The 19,132-nt window shown below is 60.5% G+C and carries 22 protein-coding genes; 20 read left to right on the top strand and 2 right to left on the bottom strand.

Annotated features, from left to right (window positions below; all coding sequences use genetic code 11):
- Positions 1–139: 139 nt before the first annotated feature.
- From ACP3TY_RS17340 to ACP3TY_RS17295, 10 genes are all read left to right on the top strand, one after another.
- Positions 140–511, top strand: a complete 372-nt coding sequence (locus tag ACP3TY_RS17340) for a chemotaxis response regulator CheY (protein ID WP_024012118.1) — start codon at positions 140–142, stop codon at positions 509–511.
- 18 nt (positions 512–529) lie between these two features.
- Positions 530–1,318, top strand: a complete 789-nt coding sequence (locus tag ACP3TY_RS17335) for a protein phosphatase CheZ (protein WP_053118398.1) — start codon at positions 530–532, stop codon at positions 1,316–1,318.
- A 36-nt stretch (positions 1,319–1,354) separates the two neighbouring features.
- Positions 1,355–3,589 (top strand): chemotaxis protein CheA, encoded by a 2,235-nt coding sequence (locus ACP3TY_RS17330; protein ID WP_426618064.1) that lies wholly within the window; start codon positions 1,355–1,357, stop codon positions 3,587–3,589.
- A 49-nt stretch (positions 3,590–3,638) separates the two neighbouring features.
- Positions 3,639–4,805: a protein-glutamate methylesterase/protein-glutamine glutaminase gene (locus ACP3TY_RS17325; RefSeq protein ID WP_426618063.1), complete on the top strand. Its 1,167-nt coding sequence runs from the start codon at positions 3,639–3,641 to the stop codon at positions 4,803–4,805.
- Positions 4,805–5,545 (top strand): flagellar motor protein, encoded by a 741-nt coding sequence (locus tag ACP3TY_RS17320; RefSeq protein WP_159812660.1) that lies wholly within the window; start codon positions 4,805–4,807, stop codon positions 5,543–5,545. Before ACP3TY_RS17325 ends, ACP3TY_RS17320 begins: the two co-directional genes overlap by 1 nt.
- A 12-nt stretch (positions 5,546–5,557) precedes the next feature.
- On the top strand, positions 5,558–6,448 hold the full coding sequence (motD, locus tag ACP3TY_RS17315) for a flagellar motor protein MotD (protein ID WP_053118407.1): 891 nt from the start codon (positions 5,558–5,560) through the stop codon (positions 6,446–6,448).
- 43 nt (positions 6,449–6,491) lie between these two features.
- Complete coding sequence (locus tag ACP3TY_RS17310) at positions 6,492–7,280, top strand: ParA family protein (protein WP_053118409.1); 789 nt, start codon at positions 6,492–6,494, stop codon at positions 7,278–7,280.
- A gap of 116 nt (positions 7,281–7,396) precedes the next feature.
- Entirely contained in the window at positions 7,397–8,311 is a 915-nt protein-coding gene (locus tag ACP3TY_RS17305) for a CheW domain-containing protein (RefSeq protein WP_426618062.1), read from the top strand.
- Between the two features lie 73 nt (positions 8,312–8,384).
- Complete coding sequence (locus tag ACP3TY_RS17300; protein ID WP_053118413.1) at positions 8,385–8,870, top strand: chemotaxis protein CheW; 486 nt, start codon at positions 8,385–8,387, stop codon at positions 8,868–8,870.
- Complete coding sequence (locus ACP3TY_RS17295; protein ID WP_053118414.1) at positions 8,871–9,266, top strand: DUF2802 domain-containing protein; 396 nt, start codon at positions 8,871–8,873, stop codon at positions 9,264–9,266.
- Between the two features lie 186 nt (positions 9,267–9,452).
- Here ACP3TY_RS17295 and ACP3TY_RS17290 read toward each other — a convergent pair whose 3' ends face one another.
- Together ACP3TY_RS17290 and ACP3TY_RS17285 are read right to left on the bottom strand one after the other, a co-directional pair.
- Positions 9,453–9,782: an EscU/YscU/HrcU family type III secretion system export apparatus switch protein gene (locus ACP3TY_RS17290; protein ID WP_426618061.1), complete on the bottom strand. Its 330-nt coding sequence runs from the start codon at positions 9,780–9,782 to the stop codon at positions 9,453–9,455.
- On the bottom strand, positions 9,779–11,353 hold the full coding sequence (locus tag ACP3TY_RS17285) for a flagellar hook-length control protein FliK (protein ID WP_426618060.1): 1,575 nt from the start codon (positions 11,351–11,353) through the stop codon (positions 9,779–9,781). The genes ACP3TY_RS17290 and ACP3TY_RS17285 overlap by 4 nt, the downstream gene beginning before the upstream one ends.
- Positions 11,354–11,551: 198 nt before the next feature.
- On the opposite strand from ACP3TY_RS17285, the gene ccmA reads away from it, so the two are divergent.
- From ccmA to ACP3TY_RS17235, 10 genes are all read left to right on the top strand, one after another.
- A complete protein-coding gene (gene ccmA / locus ACP3TY_RS17280; protein WP_426618059.1) occupies positions 11,552–12,187 on the top strand; it encodes a cytochrome c biogenesis heme-transporting ATPase CcmA in 636 nt (211 codons plus the stop codon).
- Entirely contained in the window at positions 12,184–12,852 is a 669-nt protein-coding gene (gene ccmB / locus ACP3TY_RS17275; protein WP_007919970.1) for a heme exporter protein CcmB, read from the top strand. The genes ccmA and ccmB overlap by 4 nt, the downstream gene beginning before the upstream one ends.
- A gap of 79 nt (positions 12,853–12,931) precedes the next feature.
- On the top strand, positions 12,932–13,687 hold the full coding sequence (locus ACP3TY_RS17270; protein ID WP_053118423.1) for a heme ABC transporter permease: 756 nt from the start codon (positions 12,932–12,934) through the stop codon (positions 13,685–13,687).
- A complete protein-coding gene (gene ccmD, locus ACP3TY_RS17265; protein ID WP_008055370.1) occupies positions 13,684–13,860 on the top strand; it encodes a heme exporter protein CcmD in 177 nt (58 codons plus the stop codon). The genes ACP3TY_RS17270 and ccmD overlap by 4 nt, the downstream gene beginning before the upstream one ends.
- On the top strand, positions 13,857–14,312 hold the full coding sequence (gene ccmE / locus ACP3TY_RS17260; protein WP_053118425.1) for a cytochrome c maturation protein CcmE: 456 nt from the start codon (positions 13,857–13,859) through the stop codon (positions 14,310–14,312). Before ccmD ends, ccmE begins: the two co-directional genes overlap by 4 nt.
- 3 nt (positions 14,313–14,315) lie before the next feature.
- Entirely contained in the window at positions 14,316–16,304 is a 1,989-nt protein-coding gene (locus tag ACP3TY_RS17255; RefSeq protein ID WP_426618058.1) for a heme lyase CcmF/NrfE family subunit, read from the top strand.
- On the top strand, positions 16,301–16,837 hold the full coding sequence (locus tag ACP3TY_RS17250) for a DsbE family thiol:disulfide interchange protein (RefSeq protein WP_212544239.1): 537 nt from the start codon (positions 16,301–16,303) through the stop codon (positions 16,835–16,837). Before ACP3TY_RS17255 ends, ACP3TY_RS17250 begins: the two co-directional genes overlap by 4 nt.
- Positions 16,834–17,304: a cytochrome c-type biogenesis protein gene (locus ACP3TY_RS17245; RefSeq protein ID WP_426618057.1), complete on the top strand. Its 471-nt coding sequence runs from the start codon at positions 16,834–16,836 to the stop codon at positions 17,302–17,304. Before ACP3TY_RS17250 ends, ACP3TY_RS17245 begins: the two co-directional genes overlap by 4 nt.
- A complete protein-coding gene (gene ccmI, locus ACP3TY_RS17240; RefSeq protein ID WP_426618056.1) occupies positions 17,301–18,503 on the top strand; it encodes a c-type cytochrome biogenesis protein CcmI in 1,203 nt (400 codons plus the stop codon). The genes ACP3TY_RS17245 and ccmI overlap by 4 nt, the downstream gene beginning before the upstream one ends.
- Before the next feature lie 25 nt (positions 18,504–18,528).
- Positions 18,529–18,933: a hypothetical protein gene (locus tag ACP3TY_RS17235; protein WP_053118435.1), complete on the top strand. Its 405-nt coding sequence runs from the start codon at positions 18,529–18,531 to the stop codon at positions 18,931–18,933.
- Positions 18,934–19,132 lie beyond the last annotated feature (199 nt).

The following is a 19,132-nucleotide window of genomic DNA, read 5'->3' as shown; positions in this document are numbered from 1 at the left end:
GCTGGTGCGGTGATGAACGGCACCGGTCTTGCTCTGTTGTGCTCCAGACAGTCTTCGAGTGCTGCGCCGATTGATTGAAGTGGCGCGTCCAGGTGCTGGGCGCGTTTAAGACTGCTTGGAGGTCGAATTGAACAAAGACATGAAAATCCTCATCGTTGATGACTTCTCAACGATGCGGCGGATCATCAAGAACCTGCTGCGTGATCTTGGGTTCACCAACACCGTCGAGGCTGACGATGGCACCACTGCCATTCCAGTGCTCAACAGCGGAAGCATCGACTTTCTGGTAACGGACTGGAACATGCCGGGCATGACCGGTATCGACCTGCTGCGTCACGTGCGTGCCGATGAAAAGCTCAAGCACCTGCCGGTATTGATGGTGACTGCTGAAGCCAAGCGCGAGCAGATCATCGAAGCCGCTCAGGCCGGTGTGAACGGCTACGTCGTCAAACCTTTCACGGCTCAGGCGCTGAAAGACAAAATCGAGAAGATTTTCGAACGCATCGGCTGATGAACGCGCGGGGGAGCTATGGAGCATAAAGAATTTTCACAGGGCGATTTCGAATCGACCCTGAAAAAACACGCGGTCGAACTGGTCGAGAGCCTTGAAAAAGGCAAGTTCGGCGACGCTGTGCAACTGATCCATGAGCTCAATCAGACCCGTGACCGCGGCCTGTATCAGGAAGTGGGCAAGCTCACACGCGAACTGCACAGTGCGATCGTCAATTTCCAGATCGATCCGCACATGCCGCAGGCCGAGGAAGTGTCGCAAATCACCGACGCCACCGAACGTCTGGGCTATGTGGTCAAGCTGACGGAAGCTGCGGCCAACCGCACCATGGATCTGGTGGAAAGCGCCACGCCGGTGGTCAATGGTCTGGCTGAAGAAGCCCAGGCTCTGAGCACGGATTGGGGCCGTTTCATGCGCCGCGAAGTCGGGGCTGAAGAGTTCCGCGAACTGGCGCGCCGGGTCGACGGTTTTCTGTCACGCAGCCACACGGGCAACCGTGCGGTGTCGAGCAATCTCAACGACATTTTGCTGGCCCAGGATTACCAGGACCTCACCGGTCAGGTGATCAAACGCGTGACCCAACTGGTCACCGAAGTCGAAAGCAATTTGCTCAAACTCGTACTCATGGCCAGTCAGGTGGACCGCTTTGCGGGCATCGAACATGACCGCGCCGCGATGCTTGCAGAAAAAGATCCACAAAAACATCTCTCGCAGGGTGAAGGTCCGCAGATTCATGCCGATAAACGAGAAGACGTTGTGTCCGGTCAGGACGATGTGGACGATTTGTTATCCAGCCTTGGATTTTGAGTTTAGGTTTTTAGACCTGTTAGGAGCACCCCATTAATGAGCTTCGGCGCCGATGAAGAGATCCTTCAGGATTTCCTGGTTGAGGCCGGCGAGATTCTTGAGCAACTGTCCGAGCAACTGGTCGAGCTGGAAAGCCGACCGGATGACGCGGATCTGCTCAATGCAATTTTTCGCGGTTTCCACACTGTAAAAGGGGGCGCCGGCTTCCTTCAGCTCAATGAGCTGGTGGAGTGCTGTCACATCGCCGAAAACGTGTTCGACATCCTGCGCAAGGGTGAGCGTCGCGTTGATGCAGAACTGATGGACGTGGTGCTGGAAGCACTGGACGCGGTGAACAGCATGTTCACTGAGGTGCGTGAACGCGCACCGATCACCGCTGCAACGCCTGAGCTGCTGGCAGCGCTGGCACGTCTGGCCGAGCCGCAATCGGCGGATGCCGTCGCGGTCGAAGAAGTCGTTGAAGCGCCGGTCGCCGAAAGCGATTCGGGCGACATCACCGACAACGAATTTGAACAACTGCTGGACTCGCTGAATGCCGTCAAGGCACAAGCCGAAGCCCCGCCAGCGCCGGTGACCGATAGCGCCGCCAGCGATGAAATCACCGACGCCGAATTCGAGTCGTTGCTGGATCAATTGCACGGCAAAGGCCAGTTCGCGCCGGACGCTGTAGCGGCGACGCCAGCGGCTCCGGTTGCTCCGGCAGCGGGCGACAGCTCGGACATCACCGACGACGAATTTGAAGCGTTGCTCGATCAGTTGCACGGCAAAGGCAACTTCGCCGTCGAAGCGCTGGAGTCGGCGATTGCCTCGGCACCTGCGCCTGCTGCTCCAGCGGCCGCCGCTGCCGGCAGCGATTTGATCAGCGATCACGAATTCGAATCGCTGCTCGACGAATTGCACGGCAAAGGCAAGTTCACCGACGTCGGCGCCGCCTCTGCGGGCAGCGCTTCGACGGTGGCCACGCCAGTCGCCAAGGCTCCAGCCGCAGCAGCGCCGAAACCTGTCGCCAAGCCTGAGCCAAAAGCCGAAGCCCCCAAAGCTGCTGCACCGGCTCCGGCCCGCGCGCCAGCAACACCGCCACCGGAAAAACCGGCGAGTGAAGCCGAGACCACCGTGCGCGTCGATACCGCACGTCTCGACGAAATCATGAACATGGTCGGCGAACTGGTACTGGTGCGAAACCGCTTGGTGCGCCTGGGCTTGAACAGCGGCGACGAAGCCATGCAAAAGGCTGTGTCGAACCTCGACGTGGTCACCGCTGACCTGCAAACCGCAGTGATGAAAACGCGGATGCAGCCGATCAAGAAAGTCTTCGGGCGCTTCCCGCGTCTGGTTCGTGACCTGGCCCGTCAGCTGAAAAAAGAGATCAACCTGGAGCTGGTCGGCGAAGAAACCGACCTCGACAAAAACCTCGTCGAGGCCCTGGCCGATCCGCTGGTCCACTTGGTGCGCAACGCGGTCGACCACGGCATCGAGTCGCCGGAAGAACGCGAAGCATCGGGCAAGGCCCGTGGCGGTCGTGTGGTGCTGGCCGCCGAGCAAGAAGGCGATCACATCCTGCTGTCGATTTCCGATGACGGCAAAGGCATGGACCCGAACGTGCTGCGCGCCATCGCGGTAAAACGCGGGGTTATGGACAAGGACGCGGCCGATCGCCTCAGCGATACCGAGTGCTACAACCTGATCTTCGCTCCGGGTTTCTCGACCAAGACCGAGATCTCCGACGTCTCCGGCCGCGGTGTCGGCATGGACGTGGTGAAGACCAAGATTTCCCAGCTCAACGGTTCGATCAATATCTACTCGACCAAGGGCCAGGGCTCGAAGATTGTCATCAAGGTGCCGCTGACGCTGGCGATCATGCCGACGTTGATGGTCATGCTCGGCAATCAGGCGTTCGCGTTCCCGCTGGTCAACGTCAACGAAATTTTCCACCTCGACCTGTCGACCACCAACGTCGTCGACGGCCAAGAAGTGGTGATCGTGCGGGACAAGGCGCTGCCACTGTTCTACCTCAAGCGCTGGCTGGTCAGCTCCGCCGCTCACGAAGAGCAGCGCGAAGGCCATGTGGTGATCCTTTCGGTGGGCACTCAGCGGATCGGCTTCGTCGTCGATCAACTGGTCGGCCAGGAAGAAGTGGTCATCAAGCCATTGGGCAAAATGCTGCAGGGCACTCCGGGCATGTCCGGCGCCACCATCACCGGTGACGGCCGCATCGCGCTGATTCTCGATGTTCCAAGCATGCTCAAGCGTTACGCCGCACGGCGTATTTGAATCCGGGGCGGCGGGGCGATCACGCTCCGCTGCACCTAATGGAGTGTTTATGGCAGTCAAAGTCCTGGTGGTGGACGATTCGGGTTTTTTCCGCCGCCGCGTCTCGGAAATTCTTTCAGCGGATCCGAGCATCCAGGTGGTCGGCACTGCAACCAACGGTAAAGAGGCCATCGATCAGGCACTGGCGCTCAAGCCGGACGTGATCACCATGGACTACGAGATGCCCATGATGGACGGCATCACGGCGGTGCGGCACATCATGCAGCGCTGCCCGACTCCGGTGTTGATGTTCTCCTCGCTGACCCACGAAGGCGCTCGGGTCACCCTCGATGCGCTGGACGCCGGCGCGGTGGATTTCCTGCCGAAGAATTTCGAAGACATCTCGCGCAATCCCGAGAAGGTCAAACAACTGCTGTGCGAAAAGGTGCACAGCATCTCGCGCAGCAATCGTCGTTTCAGTGCTTACAGTGCGCCGGCTCCAGTGGCTGCGCCTGCACCTGCGCCGACGCCTGCTCCGACTGCATCAAGTTTCAGTAGCCACAGCAGCAGCCACAGCACCAGCGCTGCGGTGCGTCCAGCGCCAGCGCCTGTGCATGCTCCGGTTGCAACCCGTGCACCGGCCGCCAGCGCTTCGTCGCCGGCACCGAAACGCAAGGCTTACAAACTGGTTGCCATCGGCACCTCGACGGGCGGTCCGGTTGCGCTGCAACGGGTGTTGACTCAGTTGCCAGCGAACTTCCCGGCACCGATCGTGTTGATCCAGCACATGCCGGCGGCGTTCACCAAAGCGTTTGCCGAGCGTCTCGACAAACTCTGCCGCATCACCGTCAAGGAAGCCGAGGATGGCGACATCCTGCGTCCGGGGCTGGCGTTGCTGGCGCCGGGTGGCAAGCAAATGATGATCGACGGCCGTGGCGCGGTGAAGATTCTGCCGGGCGACGAGCGTCTGAATTACAAGCCGTGCGTGGACATCACCTTCGGTTCTGCGGCCAAGTCCTACGGTGACAAAGTTCTGGCGGTGGTGCTCACCGGCATGGGCGCCGACGGCCGTGAAGGCGCGCGTTTGCTCAAGCAGGGCGGCAGCTCGATCTGGGCGCAGGACGAAGCCAGTTGCGTGATCTACGGCATGCCGATGGCCATCGTCAAAGCTGACCTCGCCGACGCGGTGTACAGCCTGGACGAGATCGGCAAGCACATCGTCGAGGCGTGTATCTGATGGATGTTTTAAGCCTTATCGGGATCATCATGGCGTTCGTCGCCATCATCGGCGGCAACTACCTTGAGGGCGGCCACATCGGTGCGCTGGCCAACGGTCCTGCGGCGTTGATCGTCCTCGGCGGCACCGTCGGCGCGGCGCTGCTGCAATCGCCGATGAGCGCGTTCAAACGCGCCATGCAGATTCTGGCGTGGATTCTGTTTCCGCCCCGGGTTGATCTGGCCGGCGGCATCGACCGTGTCGTCAACTGGAGCCTCACCGCGCGCAAGGAAGGCCTGCTGGGTCTGGAAGGCGTGGCCGATGCTGAACCGGATAATTACTCGCGCAAAGGCCTGCAACTGCTGGTCGATGGCGCCGAGCCGGAAGCGATTCGCAGCATCCTTGAAGTGGATTTCTACACTCAGGAAGCGCGCGATATCGAAGCCGCGAAAGTCTTCGAAAGCATGGGCGGTTACGCGCCAACCATCGGCATTATCGGTGCGGTGATGGGCCTGATCCACGTGATGGGCAATCTGGCTGATCCGACGCAACTGGGCAGCGGTATCGCCGTGGCATTCGTCGCCACCATTTACGGTGTCGCGAGTGCCAACCTGGTGTTGTTGCCAGTGGCGGCCAAGCTGAAGGCAATCGCGTTGCGGCAGTCGCGTTATCGCGAAATGTTGTTGGAAGGGATCCTGTCGATCGCCGAAGGTGAAAACCCTCGCTCCATTGAGTTGAAGCTGCAAGGCTTCATGGATTAAGGGAATAACCTCATGGCTCGTCGTCGCCACCAGGAAGAACACGTCAACCACGAGCGCTGGCTGGTGTCCTACGCGGATTTCATCACCTTACTGTTCGCGTTCTTCGTGGTGATGTACTCGATTTCGTCGATCAACGAAGGCAAGTACAAAGAAATTTCCGAAGCGCTGGTCGGTGTTTTCAAAGACTCCGACCGTGCGCTCAAACCGATTCCGATCGGTGATGAGCGACCGAAAACCACCACTCCGGCCAAGCCGCTGGTCAAGGATGCCGAGCAGATCGATGCCGGTATCGCCGGGGCCAGCGATCCGCTGAAAAGCATCTCCGATGACATCAGCGCTGCGTTCGGCGACTTGATCGCGTCCAACCAGATGACCGTGCGCGGCAACGAGTTGTGGGTCGAGATCGAACTCAATTCCAGCCTGTTGTTCGGCAGTGGCGACGCCATGCCGAGCGATATCGCGTTCAACATCATCGACAAGGTTGCAGCGATTCTGAAACCGTTCGACAACCCGATTCACGTCGAAGGCTTCACCGATGATCAGCCGATCCGCACCGCGCAGTACCCGACCAACTGGGAACTGTCCTCGGCGCGTTCGGCGAGCATCGTGCGCATGCTGGCGATGCAGGGTGTGAACCCTGGCCGGTTGGCGTCGGTGGGTTACGGCGAATTTCAACCGGTGGCCAACAACGCCACCGTTGAAGGCCGCGCGAAGAATCGTCGGGTGGTGTTGGTGGTGTCGCGCAATCTCGATGTCCGCCGCAGCCTGACGGGCACCGGGACGGCCAATGCGCAACCGGACGCCGCGTTGAAGCGCGCTGGCACACAAACTGCACCGACCCCGGTCAAGACGCCGGGACGCGAGAGTGCCGTCAATTCTCCGTCACCCGCATTAACACGCTGAGCTATGTCTCGGTCGAGCATATCGGCCGGGAGGAACGAACCGAATGAGAGTCTGGGCAGTCGCCAATCAAAAGGGTGGTGTCGGTAAAACCACATCTTCCATCGCTTTAGCCGGGTTGCTGGCCGAGGCGGGCAAGCGCGTGGTTGTGGTCGATCTCGACCCGCACGGCTCGATGACCAGCTATTTCGGCTACGACCCCGACAGCCTGGAACACAGCAACTACGACCTGTTTCTGCACAAGGGCAGCGTGCCGCAAGGCTTGCCGGGGCAGTTGCTGTTGTCGACCAGCGACGAACGTATTTCGCTGTTGCCGTCGAGCACCGCGCTGGCGACCCTTGAGCGGCAGTCGCCGGGGCAGAGTGGTCTCGGTCTGGTGATCGCCAAGAGTCTGGCGCAACTGTGGCAGGACTTCGATTACGCGATCATCGACAGCCCGCCGTTGCTCGGTGTGCTGATGGTCAACGCGCTGGCCGCGAGTCAGCAACTGGTGATCCCGGTGCAGACCGAACACCTCGCCGTCAAAGGCCTGGAGCGCATGGTCAACACGCTGGCGATGATCAACCGTTCACGCAAGCAGGCGCTGCCGTTCAGCATTGTGCCGACGCTGTTTGATCGGCGTACGCAGGCGTCGCTGGGTACTTTGCGCGTGCTGCGCGACAAATTTCCGGAAGAGATCTGGCAAGGTTACATCCCGGTCGATACGCGTCTACGTGACGCCAGCCGTGCCGGTGTCACGCCTTCGCAATTCGACGGCAAGAGCCGTGGCGTTCTCGCTTACCGCGCGCTGCTCAAGCATCTGCTGGCGCAGCAACTCGTCGCGCAGGTGGCCTGAATGATTTTGACTTGTGTAGGAGCCGCCGCAGGCTGCGATCTTTTGATCTCGCTGTGTGGCCTCCTTGAAAAGAGCAAAAGATCGCAGCCTGCGGCAGCTCCTACAGGGGACTGCGCATGAATCGGCCGGTGAAGCTGACTTCGCGTCCGCAGTTGGCGTTGCAGTCTTATCTGGAGGATTTGCTCAATGATCTTCCGGAAGAATTGCCGGCGGTAGTCGAAGCGCAGCCTGAGGCGCTGGATGAGTTTCAGGCAGCGGTGCTGGAAGAGCAGGCGCGTGATGCGCAAAAGGCTGCCGCACCGGTTGCCGCGCCTGCCGCGGCGCCTGTCGCCAAGGCCTCTGTGACGGTGATCGAAGAAACGCGCGCGTCGGTTTCTACGTTGGCGCCGTTGCTGCAAACACAACTGCTGACAGTGCCGGAACCCCCGGCGCCTGAGCCTGAGCCTGAAATTGAAGCGCCGGCGCCACAGACACTGATTCCGCCCGTGGTGGAAGTGCATCTGCCGCCAAGCAACACGCCGCCACCAGTGGAAACCGATGGCCGCCCGGCGTGGGCCGCAGATGCGTTCGAATGCCTGCTGTTCGACGTCGCCGGGCTGACCCTGGCGGTGCCGCTGGTGTGCCTCGGTTCGATCTATTCGCTGGCCGGGCAAGAGCTGACGCCGCTGTTCGGTCAGCCGGAGTGGTTCCTCGGCATTCTGCCGAGCCAGGCCGGCAATTTGAAAGTCCTGGACACCGCGCGCTGGGTCATGCCGGATCGCTATCGCGATGACTTCCGTCAGGGCCTGCAGTACGTGATTTCGGTACAAGGTTACGAGTGGGGGCTGGCGGTGCATCAGGTCAGCCGCTCGTTGCGTCTGGATCCGAATGAAATCAAATGGAGAAGTCACCGGGGTCAGCGGCCATGGCTCGCCGGCACCGTGATTGAACACATGTGCGCCTTGCTCGATGTCGCTGCACTGGCCGAGTTGATCGCCAGCGGCGGGGCGAAGCACATGTCCGGCAGTAAGCCGAACCACAAACCGACATAACAGACAGTACCGGCGTACAAATGCCGGCGACGAAACATAAACCGCCACACGCGGTACTTCGAGGGGCTAGGGTATGAACGACAAGGCGACGGCGGCAAAGGGTTCTGAAGATCCGATCCTGCAATGGGTAACCTTCAAGCTGGACAACGAAACCTACGGCATCAACGTGATGCGCGTTCAGGAAGTGCTGCGCTACACCGAGATCGCTCCGGTGCCGGGCGCGCCGAGCTACGTGTTGGGCATCATCAACCTGCGCGGTAACGTCGTCACCGTGATCGACACCCGCCAGCGCTTCGGCCTGATGAATGCCGAGATCAGCGACAACACGCGCATTGTCATCATCGAAGCCGACAAGCAAGTCGTCGGCATCATGGTCGACAGCGTGGCCGAAGTGGTTTACCTGCGTCAGTCGGAAATCGAGACGGCGCCGAACGTCGGCAACGAAGAGTCGGCCAAGTTTATCCAGGGCGTGTGCAACAAGAACGGCGAGCTGCTGATTCTGGTCGAACTGGACAAGATGATGAGCGAAGAAGAATGGTCGGATCTGGAGAACATCTGATTGATTCTTGAAGTCGCGGTCATTGTCCTGTTCCTCTTCTGGGCAGGCACGCTGGCAATGTTTCTGGCCTACATCAAGGCGCAGAAGCTAATCGCTGCGCAACAGGCCCAAGGCGATGCGCTGCGTGATCAGCGCATCAAAGACCTGGCCAAACGCGTCGACGACTACCAGAACGGCAACGTGCGCATGGGCGAAGCCCTGCACGAGCTGCGCTCGGTCGTCGCGCCGTTGCCGGACAAGCTTGTTGCATTGGAACAACGCGACCCCTCGAGCCTGTCATTCGCCCAAGCGGCGAAGCTGGTGGGGATGGGCGCGAGCGTTGATGAACTGACTCAGTCGTGCGGGTTGACCCAGGCTGAGGCGGAGTTGATGCGCAAACTGCATAAAGGCAGCTAGGAGCTTCGAGCTTTTAGCGGCAAGCAAGATCAAAAGATCGCAGCCTTCGGCAGCTCCTACATTGGAATGTACCGGGATCGTTCCCACGCTCTGCGTGGGAATGCATCTTGGGACGCTCCGCGTTCCGCCTGTGAAATGTGGCGTAGAGCGTCACGGGCGGCATTCCCACGCAGAGCGTGGGAACGATCAGTAATCATCCCCGCGATCGGTGATGTCCTTCTCCACCATCGGCGCATCCGGATCCTGTCCTTCGGGGAATTTTCCCTTCAGATTCCATGCAAACGCGATGATCTCGGCGATCGTGCGGTACAGCTCCTCGGGGATGCTGTCGCCCAATTCCATCCGCGCCAACAAGCGCACCAGCTCGGCGTTCTCGTAGATCGGCACTTCGCAATCGCGGGCGATGCGCAGGATTTCTTCGGCCAGTTCGTCGTCACCTTTGGCGGTGAGGGTCGGGGCGTGGTTGCCGTCGTATTTGAGGGCGATGGCCTGGCGTGGGGCGGTGGAATCGTTCATGCGGTTTCGTCGACCCAGCGGTGTTCGAGGCGGGTTTGGTTGCCTTGCGGCGGCGTGCCTTGGTGGCAGTCGATATCGCCGACGTTGAGTCCGCGATCGAGCAGGCGTTGGCGCAAGGCGAACAGATTATTTTCGATCAGGTCGGCGGTGTACGCCCGTTCGGCCCACAGTTGGCCGGACAGGCTGCCGGCGACCAGTTGCGCCTGAATCTGCATTGGCCCGAGCGGTTCCATGTCGAACGCCAGATCGACGCGCCACAGTTGCTGCTTGGGTTCGCGTTCGTCACGGCGTTCGTTCGGTTGCGGCTCCCGTTCCGGTGCCTCTTCACGCTGGAATTTGACCTGCAACGGCACGATGTCTTGCATATTTCGCATGGGAATTTCCAACTGCCAGGTGCTCAGCAAGCGACCATCATCGGTGACGCCGGTTTGTTCGAGACTCGACAGTTGATGGCTTTGCAGGCGTGACACAGCAGCGGCGGCGAGGCGCAGCAGATGCTCCAGATCGCCTTCGCCATCCAGACTTTGCAGCAGCCGATCGGGCAGGGGGAAGCTGCTTGGCACCGGTTTCGCGCTGACCTGGCCGAGGGTGCCGAGGGCATTACGGACGAAGCTCGGCAGCGCTTGCGCCAAAGTGTTGGCCGCGATGATTGCGTTGAAACTGGCGTTGCCCGGCGCTCCCGGCGACAGTTGCGCGATCAGTTTGAGCAGATCGGCTTTGATGTCCGGGGTCAGGGTTGGGTTCTGCCCGGTGAGCAATTTGGCTTCGAGGAAGGCGCCGCTGTTGGCCAAGGCCAGCGCCACGCCTTTGGAAGTGGTCATTTGCTGCAGATCGGGGAGGCTGGCGAGCAGTTTGTCGACCGCCGCGCGCAAGTCCGCTGAAGTCTGATCGTTATCCGCCGGCAGATTTTGCAGTGCATTCAGCAGACCGCTCAGAGACGCTTGGCGACTTTGCTGGCCGACCAGTTGCTGACTGACGGCCAGTTGTTCCTGCCGGCTGCTCAGGGGCAGGAATTTCAGGGTTTGCGCATCTTCCACCAACGCCGAGAGCAAGGTGCCGATGCGCAGCGGTTGCGGGCTGTCGATGGTCAGCGTGCTGCCGCTCTGCGCGGTGTTGAGCAAACTGACCAGCGAGCGGAACACCGTCGCTTGCCCCGGCGTTTGCGGCAGTACCTGCGAAGTCAGGACTTTGCCTTGCAGCAACGTGCCCACGGGCAATTGCGACGTATCAATGCGGGTGAGGGCGGCGACGCTGCTGGCGATGGCCTGTTGCACAGTGATCGCCAGATTGCCGGCCGAGGGTTGGGTGATCGCAATGCTGGTGCCTTGCAGCAATGGCAGATTGCTGGTCGCTTGCACGGTGGTCTCGCGGCCGCTGTCCAGCGTCACTTTGAGCAACAATTGAAAGGTCTGATCCGCCTGCTTCAGCGACAACACCTCGGCCTTGGCACTCTGGCCGGCGCCGATCAAGCCTTCGACCGGCGTCAGCAGCTTGAGCAGCTCACCGACCTGCGGGCGAGCGGTCGCCGGTGTGGCCTGCGGGAGCGGGAGGATGTTCATTTCGCCTGTCATACAGTGAAACAACCTTTAGAAAATGCACTCTGGGGAGTCGGGCACGCCATGTATAATGCCGCCCGTCTTGCGATTCGTTCAAAAAAACATAGCAATTGTTTGACGCAGCTCTCTAGATCGAGCCGTCATTGCATTTATGCTGCATCTCTTTAACGGCCGCGCCAGAGCCGACTTGAACCGTATAAGGCCCGTGATCCCTTGACCAGTCCTGTCCTGCAAACTGTTGCCCTCGCGTGTGAACGTGACCTGCGGCTGCTCTTCGAGAATCTCGAATTGAGACTGGCCAGTGGCGATATGGTGCAAATCAGCGGTCCCAACGGCAGCGGTAAAACCAGTTTATTACGCCTGTTGGCCGGGTTGATGCAGCCGACCGACGGTCAAGTCCTGCTCAACGGTTTGCCGCTGACTGAACAGCGCAGCGAACTGGCGCGCAACCTGTTGTGGATCGGCCATGCTGCCGGGATCAAGGATTTGCTGACCCCGGAAGAGAATCTCTCGTGGCTCTGCGCCCTGCATCATCCCGCCGAACGCGAGGCGATCTGGCAAGCGCTGGCAGCCGTAGGATTGCGCGGTTTCGAAGATGTTCCCTGCCACAGCTTGTCCGCCGGCCAGCAACGCCGCGTGGCGCTGGCGCGGTTGTATCTGGACAGTCCGCCGCTGTGGATTCTCGACGAGCCGTTCACCGCCCTCGATAAACAAGGCGTGGCGCAACTTGAAGAACATCTGGCCAACCATTGTGAACATGGTGGCCTGGTGGTGCTGACCACGCACCACACGCTGAGCCGGATGCCGGCCGGTTATCGCGATATCGATTTGGGGAACTGGGCAGTATGAGTGTCTTCGGCCTGCTGGTTGCCCGTGAATCGCGACTGCTGTTTCGCCGCCCGGCGGAGCTGGCCAATCCGCTGATTTTTTTCGCCATCGTCATCGCTTTGTTCCCGCTGGCCGTCGGCCCGGAAACTCAAGTGTTGCAAAACCTGTCCCCGGGGTTAGTCTGGGTGGCGGCGCTTTTGTCGGTCCTGCTCTCGCTGGACGGGCTTTTCCGCAGTGATTTCGAAGACGGATCCCTGGAACAGTGGGTCCTTTCGTCGCACCCCCTGCCACTACTGGTATTGGCCAAGGTGCTGGCACACTGGCTTTTCTCCGGTCTGGCACTGGTTTTGCTCTCACCTCTGCTGGCGTTGATGCTCGGTTTGCCTGCCGCGTGTCTGCCGGTTTTGTTGCTGTCGTTGTTGCTGGGTACACCGGTGCTGAGCTTGCTCGGCGCGGTGGGCGCGGCACTGACGGTCGGTTTGAAACGCGGCGGCCTGTTGTTGGCGCTGCTGATTCTGCCGTTGTACATCCCGGTGTTGATCCTTGGCAGTGGCGCCTTGCAGGCCGCCCTCCAAGGCATGCCGGCGACCGGGTATCTGCTGTGGCTTGGTAGCCTGACCGCCCTGGCGATCACCCTGACACCTTTTGCAATAGCTGCTGGCCTGAAGATCAGCGTCGGCGAATAATGAGGTCTGATCAAAATTTGATCAGCAAAGACCCAAATGCCAGCTCACATCGATGAGCGGCACCCGTGATGGAAACAGTATGAACTGGACCTGGTTTCACAAGCTCGGCTCACCGAAGTGGTTCTACGGCATCAGCAGCAAGTTCTTGCCGTGGCTGAGCATCGCAGCGTTGCTGTTGATTGGCGTCGGCGTCGTTTGGGGGCTGGCTTTCGCGCCGCCGGATTACCAGCAAGGCAACAGCTTTCGCATCATCTATATCCACGTGCCGGCCGCGATGCTCGCGCAGTCGATCTACGTGATGCTGGCGGTGTGCGGCATTGTCGGTCTGGTGTGGAAGATGAAACTGGCTGACGTCGCCCTGCAATGCGCGGCGCCGATCGGTGCGTGGATGACCGCCGTGGCGCTGGTCACCGGGGCGATCTGGGGCAAACCGACCTGGGGTTCGTGGTGGGTCTGGGATGCGCGGCTGACCTCGATGCTGATTCTGCTGTTCCTGTATTTCGGCGTGATTGCGCTGGGCAATGCCATCAGCAATCGCGACAGCGCCGCCAAGGCCTGCGCCGTGCTAGCCATCGTCGGCGTGATCAACATCCCGATCATCAAATACTCGGTGGAGTGGTGGAACACCCTGCACCAGGGCGCGACCTTTACCCTCACCGAAAAACCGGCGATGCCGGCCGAGATGTGGCTGCCGCTGTTGCTGACCGTTTTGGGTTTTTACTGCTTCTTCGGCGCCGTGCTGTTGCTGCGCATGCGCCTTGAAGTGCTCAAGCGCGAAGCCCGCGCCAGTTGGGTGAAAGAAGAAGTACAGAACAGTCTGGAGGCCGCTCGATGAGTTTTGCTTCATTCGGCGATTTTCTCGCCATGGGCCATCATGGCCTTTATGTCTGGTCGGCCTACGGCATCTGTCTGGCGGTACTGGCGCTTAACGTGGCGGCGCCGATCCTGGCCCGCAAGCGGTATCTGCAACAAGAGGCGCGTCGTCTGCGCCGGGAGAACGGCAAGTGAATCCGCTGCGCAAGAAACGTCTGATCATCATTCTGGCCATTCTGGTCGGGGTCGGCGCTGCCGTCGGCCTGGCCCTCAGCGCCCTGCAGCAGAACATCAATCTGTTCTATACGCCGACGCAGATCGCCAACGGCGAAGCGCCGCAAGACACGCGCATCCGTGCCGGCGGCATGGTCGAGAAAGGCTCGCTGCAACGTTCACCTGACTCGCTGGACGTCAAATTCGTCGTCACCGATTTCAATAAATCCGTGACCATCACTTATCGCGGCATTCTTCCGGATTTGTTCCGTGAAGGGCAGGGCATCGTTGCGCTGGGCAAGATCAACGCTGATGGCGTGGTCGTCGCCGATGAAGTGCTGGCCAAGCACGACGAGAAGTACATGCCGCCGGAAGTGACCAAAGCCTTGAAAGACAGCGGTCAATCCGCCCCAACACCTGCGAAGGAGGGTTGATCCATGACGTCGGCGATTTTTATTCCTGAGTTGGGCCATCTGGCGATGATTCTGGCGCTGTGTTTTGCGCTGGTGCAGGCCGTGGTGCCATTGATTGGCGCCTGGCGCGGTGACCGTTTCTGGATGAGTCTGGCTCAACCAGCCGCGTGGGGGCAGTTTGCTTTTTTGCTGTTCGCCTTCGGCGCCTTGACCTACGCATTCATGGTCGACGACTTCTCCGTCGCTTACGTGGCGAACAACTCGAATACCGCGTTGCCGTGGTATTACAAATTCAGCGCCGTGTGGGGCGCCCACGAAGGTTCGTTGCTGCTGTGGGCACTGATTCTTGGCGGCTGGACGTTCGCGGTGTCGGTGTTCTCCCGCCAGTTGCCGCAAGTCATGCTCGCCCGCGTGCTGGCGGTGATGGGCATGATCAGCACCGGTTTCCTGCTGTTCCTGATCCTTACGTCCAACCCGTTCAAACGCATCCTGCCGCAAATGCCGAGCAACGGCGCTGACCTCAACCCATTGCTGCAAGACATCGGCCTGATCGTTCACCCGCCGATGCTGTACATGGGTTATGTCGGTTTTTCAGTGGCCTTCGCTTTCGCCATCGCCGCGCTGATGGGTGGTCGACTGGATGCGGCGTGGGCTCGCTGGTCGCGTCCGTGGACGATTGTCGCCTGGGCCTTCCTCGGCATCGGCATCACCCTCGGTTCGTGGTGGGCGTATTACGAACTCGGCTGGGGCGGCTGGTGGTTCTGGGATCCGGTGGAAAACGCTTCCTTCATGCCTTGGCTGGTCGGTACCGCATTGATTCACTCGCTGGCGGTCACGGAAAAACGTGGCGTGTTCAAGAGCTGGACGGTGTTGCTGGCGATTGCGGCATTCTCGCTGAGCCTGCTCGGCACCTTCCTCGTGCGTTCCGGCGTACTGACTTCGGTACACGCGTTCGCCTCCGATCCTGAACGTGGCGTGTTTATTCTGATCTTCCTGTTGTTCGTGGTCGGTGGTTCGTTGACGCTGTTTGCGTTGCGCGCACCAGTGGTGAAGAGCCAGGTTGGCTTCAACCTGTGGTCGCGGGAAACCCTGTTGCTGGGCAACAACCTGGTGCTGGTTGTGGCCGCGTCGATGATCCTGCTTGGCACACTCTATCCGCTGATTCTCGATGCGATCAGCGGCGCCAAACTGTCGGTCGGCCCGCCGTACTTCAACGCGCTGTTCATTCCTTTGATGGCGCTGTTGATGGTGGTGATGGCAATCGGCATGGTCGTGCGCTGGAAAGACACCCCGGTGAAATGGCTGGTGAACATGCTGACCCCGGTGTTGCTGGGTAGCGTGGCGCTGGCTGTGGTTGCCGGTATCGTTTACGGCGATTTCAACTGGGCGGTCATCGCGACCTTCCTGCTCGCCGCGTGGGTATTGCTCGCCGGTGTGCGCGACATTTTCGACAAGACTCGCCACAAAGGCCTGATCAAAGGCTTGCCGACCCTGACCCGCAGCTATTGGGGCATGCAGATCGCTCACCTCGGCATCGCGGTTTGCGCGTTGGGCGTGGTGTTGTCGAGCCAGAACAGTGCCGAGCGCGACTTGCGTCTGGCGCCGGGCGAGTCGATGGATCTGGCCGGTTATCACTTCGTCTTCGAAGGCGCCAAGCACTTCGAAGGGCCGAACTTCACGTCTGACAAAGGCACCATTCGCGTCATTCGCAATGGCAAGGAAATCAGCGTGCTGCACCCGGAAAAACGTCTGTACACCGTACAGAACTCGGTGATGACCGAAGCCGGGATCGACGCCGGTTTCACCCGTGACCTGTATGTCGCCCTCGGCGAGCCGCTGGATAACGGCGCGTGGGCCGTGCGCGTGCACGTCAAACCGTTCGTGCGCTGGATCTGGTTCGGCGGTTTGCTCACCGGGCTCGGTGGCTTGCTGGCGGCGCTCGATCGACGTTATCGGGTCAAGGTGAAATCCAAGGTGCGTGAAGCACTGGGCATGACGGGAGCGGCTGCATGAGACGTTGGTTGATGCTGGTGCCATTGGCGATTTTTCTGCTGGTGGCGGTGTTTCTGTATCGCGGTCTGTACCTCGATCCGTCGGAGCTGCCGTCGGCGATGATCAACAAGCCATTCCCGGAGTTTTCCCTGCCGAGCGTGCAGGGCGACAAGACCCTGACCAAGGCTGACATTCTCGGCAAACCGGCGCTGGTCAATGTGTGGGGCACCTGGTGCATTTCCTGCCGGGTCGAGCATCCGGTGCTGAACAAACTCGCCGAGCGTGGCGTGGTGATCTATGGCATCAACTACAAAGACACCAACGCCGATGCCTTGAAGTGGTTGAGCGAATTTCACAACCCGTACGTGCTGGACATCCGTGACGACGAAGGTTCGTTGGGCCTGAATCTCGGTGTGTACGGCGCGCCGGAAACCTTCTTCATCGACGCCAAAGGCATCATCCGCGACAAATACGTCGGCGTGATCGACGAGCAAGTCTGGCGTGAAAAACTCGCGGCCAAGTATCAGGCGCTGGTCGATGAGGCCAAGCCATGAAGCGTTTTCTAGCTGCCGTGATATTGGGTTTGAGTCTGGTGGGCGTGGCCCACGCCGCGATCGACACCTACGAGTTTGCCAAAGAAGGCGATCGCGAGCGCTTCCGCGAACTGACCAAGGAACTGCGCTGCCCCAAGTGCCAGAACCAGGACATCGCTGACTCCAACGCACCGATTGCCGCTGACCTGCGCAAAGAGATTTTCCGCATGCTCGGCGAGGGCAAGGACGACCAGCAGATCATCGATTTCATGGTCGATCGCTACGGTGATTTCGTCCGCTACAAACCGGCACTCAACGCCAAGACCGCGCTGCTGTGGTTCGGCCCGGCCGGTCTGCTGCTCGGTGGCTTCGTGGTGATCGCGGTGATCGTCCGCCGTCGTCGCGGTCAACGCGCCGACACCCCGCAATCGCTGTCCACCGAAGAGCGTCAGCGCCTCGACCAACTGTTGGATAAAAACCAAGAATGATTGATTTCTGGCTTGCCGCAGGGCTGTTGCTTCTGGTCGCCCTGAGTTTTCTGCTGATCCCGGTTCTGCGAGAACGACGCGCCCAGCGTGAAGAGGATCGTACTGCCCTGAACGTCGCGTTGTATGAAGAGCGAGTTGCCGAGTTGCAATCGCAACAGGCCGAAGGCGTGCTCGACGCGGCGCAAATGGACAGCGGTCGCGCGGAAGCAGCGCGTGAGTTGCTCGCTGATACCGAAGGGGTTGCGGCGCCACGGGTTTCCCGATTGGGCAAACCGTTGCCGCTGCTGGCCGCCATTCTAGTGCCGGTTTTGGGCTTAGGCTTATACATGCATTTCGGTGCCGTGGAAAAAGTCCAACTGACCCGCGAATTCGCCGAAGCACCGAAGTCGATGGAAGAGATGACCCAGCGTCTGGAACGCGCCGTTGCCGCGCAACCGGATTCTGCTGAGGGAGTGTACTTCCTCGGCCGTACCTACATGGCTCAGGATCGTCCGGCGGACGCAGCGAAGATGTTCGAGCGCGCCGCCAATCTCGCCGGTCGCCAGCCGGAACTGCTCGGCCAGTGGGCGCAGGCGCAGTATTTTGCCGATGGCAAAAAGTGGTCGGACAAAATTCAGGCACTGACTGACGAAGCGTTGAAGGCTGATCCGAAAGAAGTCACCAGCCTCGGTCTGCTCGGCATCGCCGCGTTCGAAGGCGAGCGCTATCAGCAAGCCATCGATTACTGGAACCGTCTGCTCGCGCAATTGCCGCCGGACGACAATTCCCGTGCCGCGCTGGAAGGCGGAATCAAACGCGCCGCCGAACGATTGGAAGCCAGCGGCGGCAAGGTCGCTGCGGCGCCGGCACCGGCGAAAGCTGCGCTGTTGAAAGTCAGCGTCGATCTGGCCAGCGAGCTCAAAGGCAAAGTGCAACCGGGCGACAGCGTGTTCATCTTCGCCCGCGCCACCTCCGGCCCACCGGCACCGCTGGCCGCCAAGCGCCTGACCGTGGCGGATCTGCCGGTGACCGTCGAACTGGGCGATGCCGACGCAATGATGCCGCAGTTGAAACTGTCGAACTTCCCTGAAGTCCAACTGGTTGCGCGCGTGTCCCGTGCCGGCCAACCGACTGCCGGGGAATGGGTCGGTCGCAGCGGCCCTCTGGCCAGCAGCACCACCGCGCTACAAACACTGACCATCGACAGCCCGGACAAATAATCGGGCAAACAAGGAAAGCACCGCCATGCACACCATCGCCCGAATCACAGTCCTCACACTGGCCCTGGGCTTGAGTGCATGTGCGGTGCAACGCCCGGAACCGACGACCAACCTGCCGCCGATCCCGCCGTCGCAACCAAGCCCGACCCCATCGACCTCGCCAACGCCGGGCAAAAGCATCCCGGCGAAACCGGCAAAACCCGTCCCGCGCACCTCAGCCAGCTTCGCCCCACCGCCGGGCGGCAACAGCCACTGGGATCAGAAACTCGGCGTCTACGTTCTCGACGACCAGACCAACACCTTCTACCGCCAGCGCACCTACTACCGCTGGAACAACGGCTGGAGCCGCTCGATCAGCCCCAACGGCCCGTGGGAAGACACCAACATCCACGGCGTGCCACCGGGACTGGGCAAGCAGTTCGGGGAGTAAATGAAAACGGCGATCCTCGGATCGCCGTTTTTTTGTCTGCGTCATGCGCAAATCTTGAAGCGGCTCGAGAACCCCTGTGGGAGCGGGCTTGCTCGCGAAAGCGGTATGTCAGGTTAGTAAGGGTCGACTGACACGACGCCTTCGCGAGCAAGCCCGCTCCCACAGGGCGTTCTGATCGGAGATGCTTTTGATGCGATCA

Source organism: Pseudomonas rustica, from assembly GCF_049959085.1.
GTDB lineage: Bacteria > Pseudomonadota > Gammaproteobacteria > Pseudomonadales > Pseudomonadaceae > Aquipseudomonas > Aquipseudomonas rustica.
This window is presented reverse-complemented; position numbering and strand designations above follow the sequence as displayed.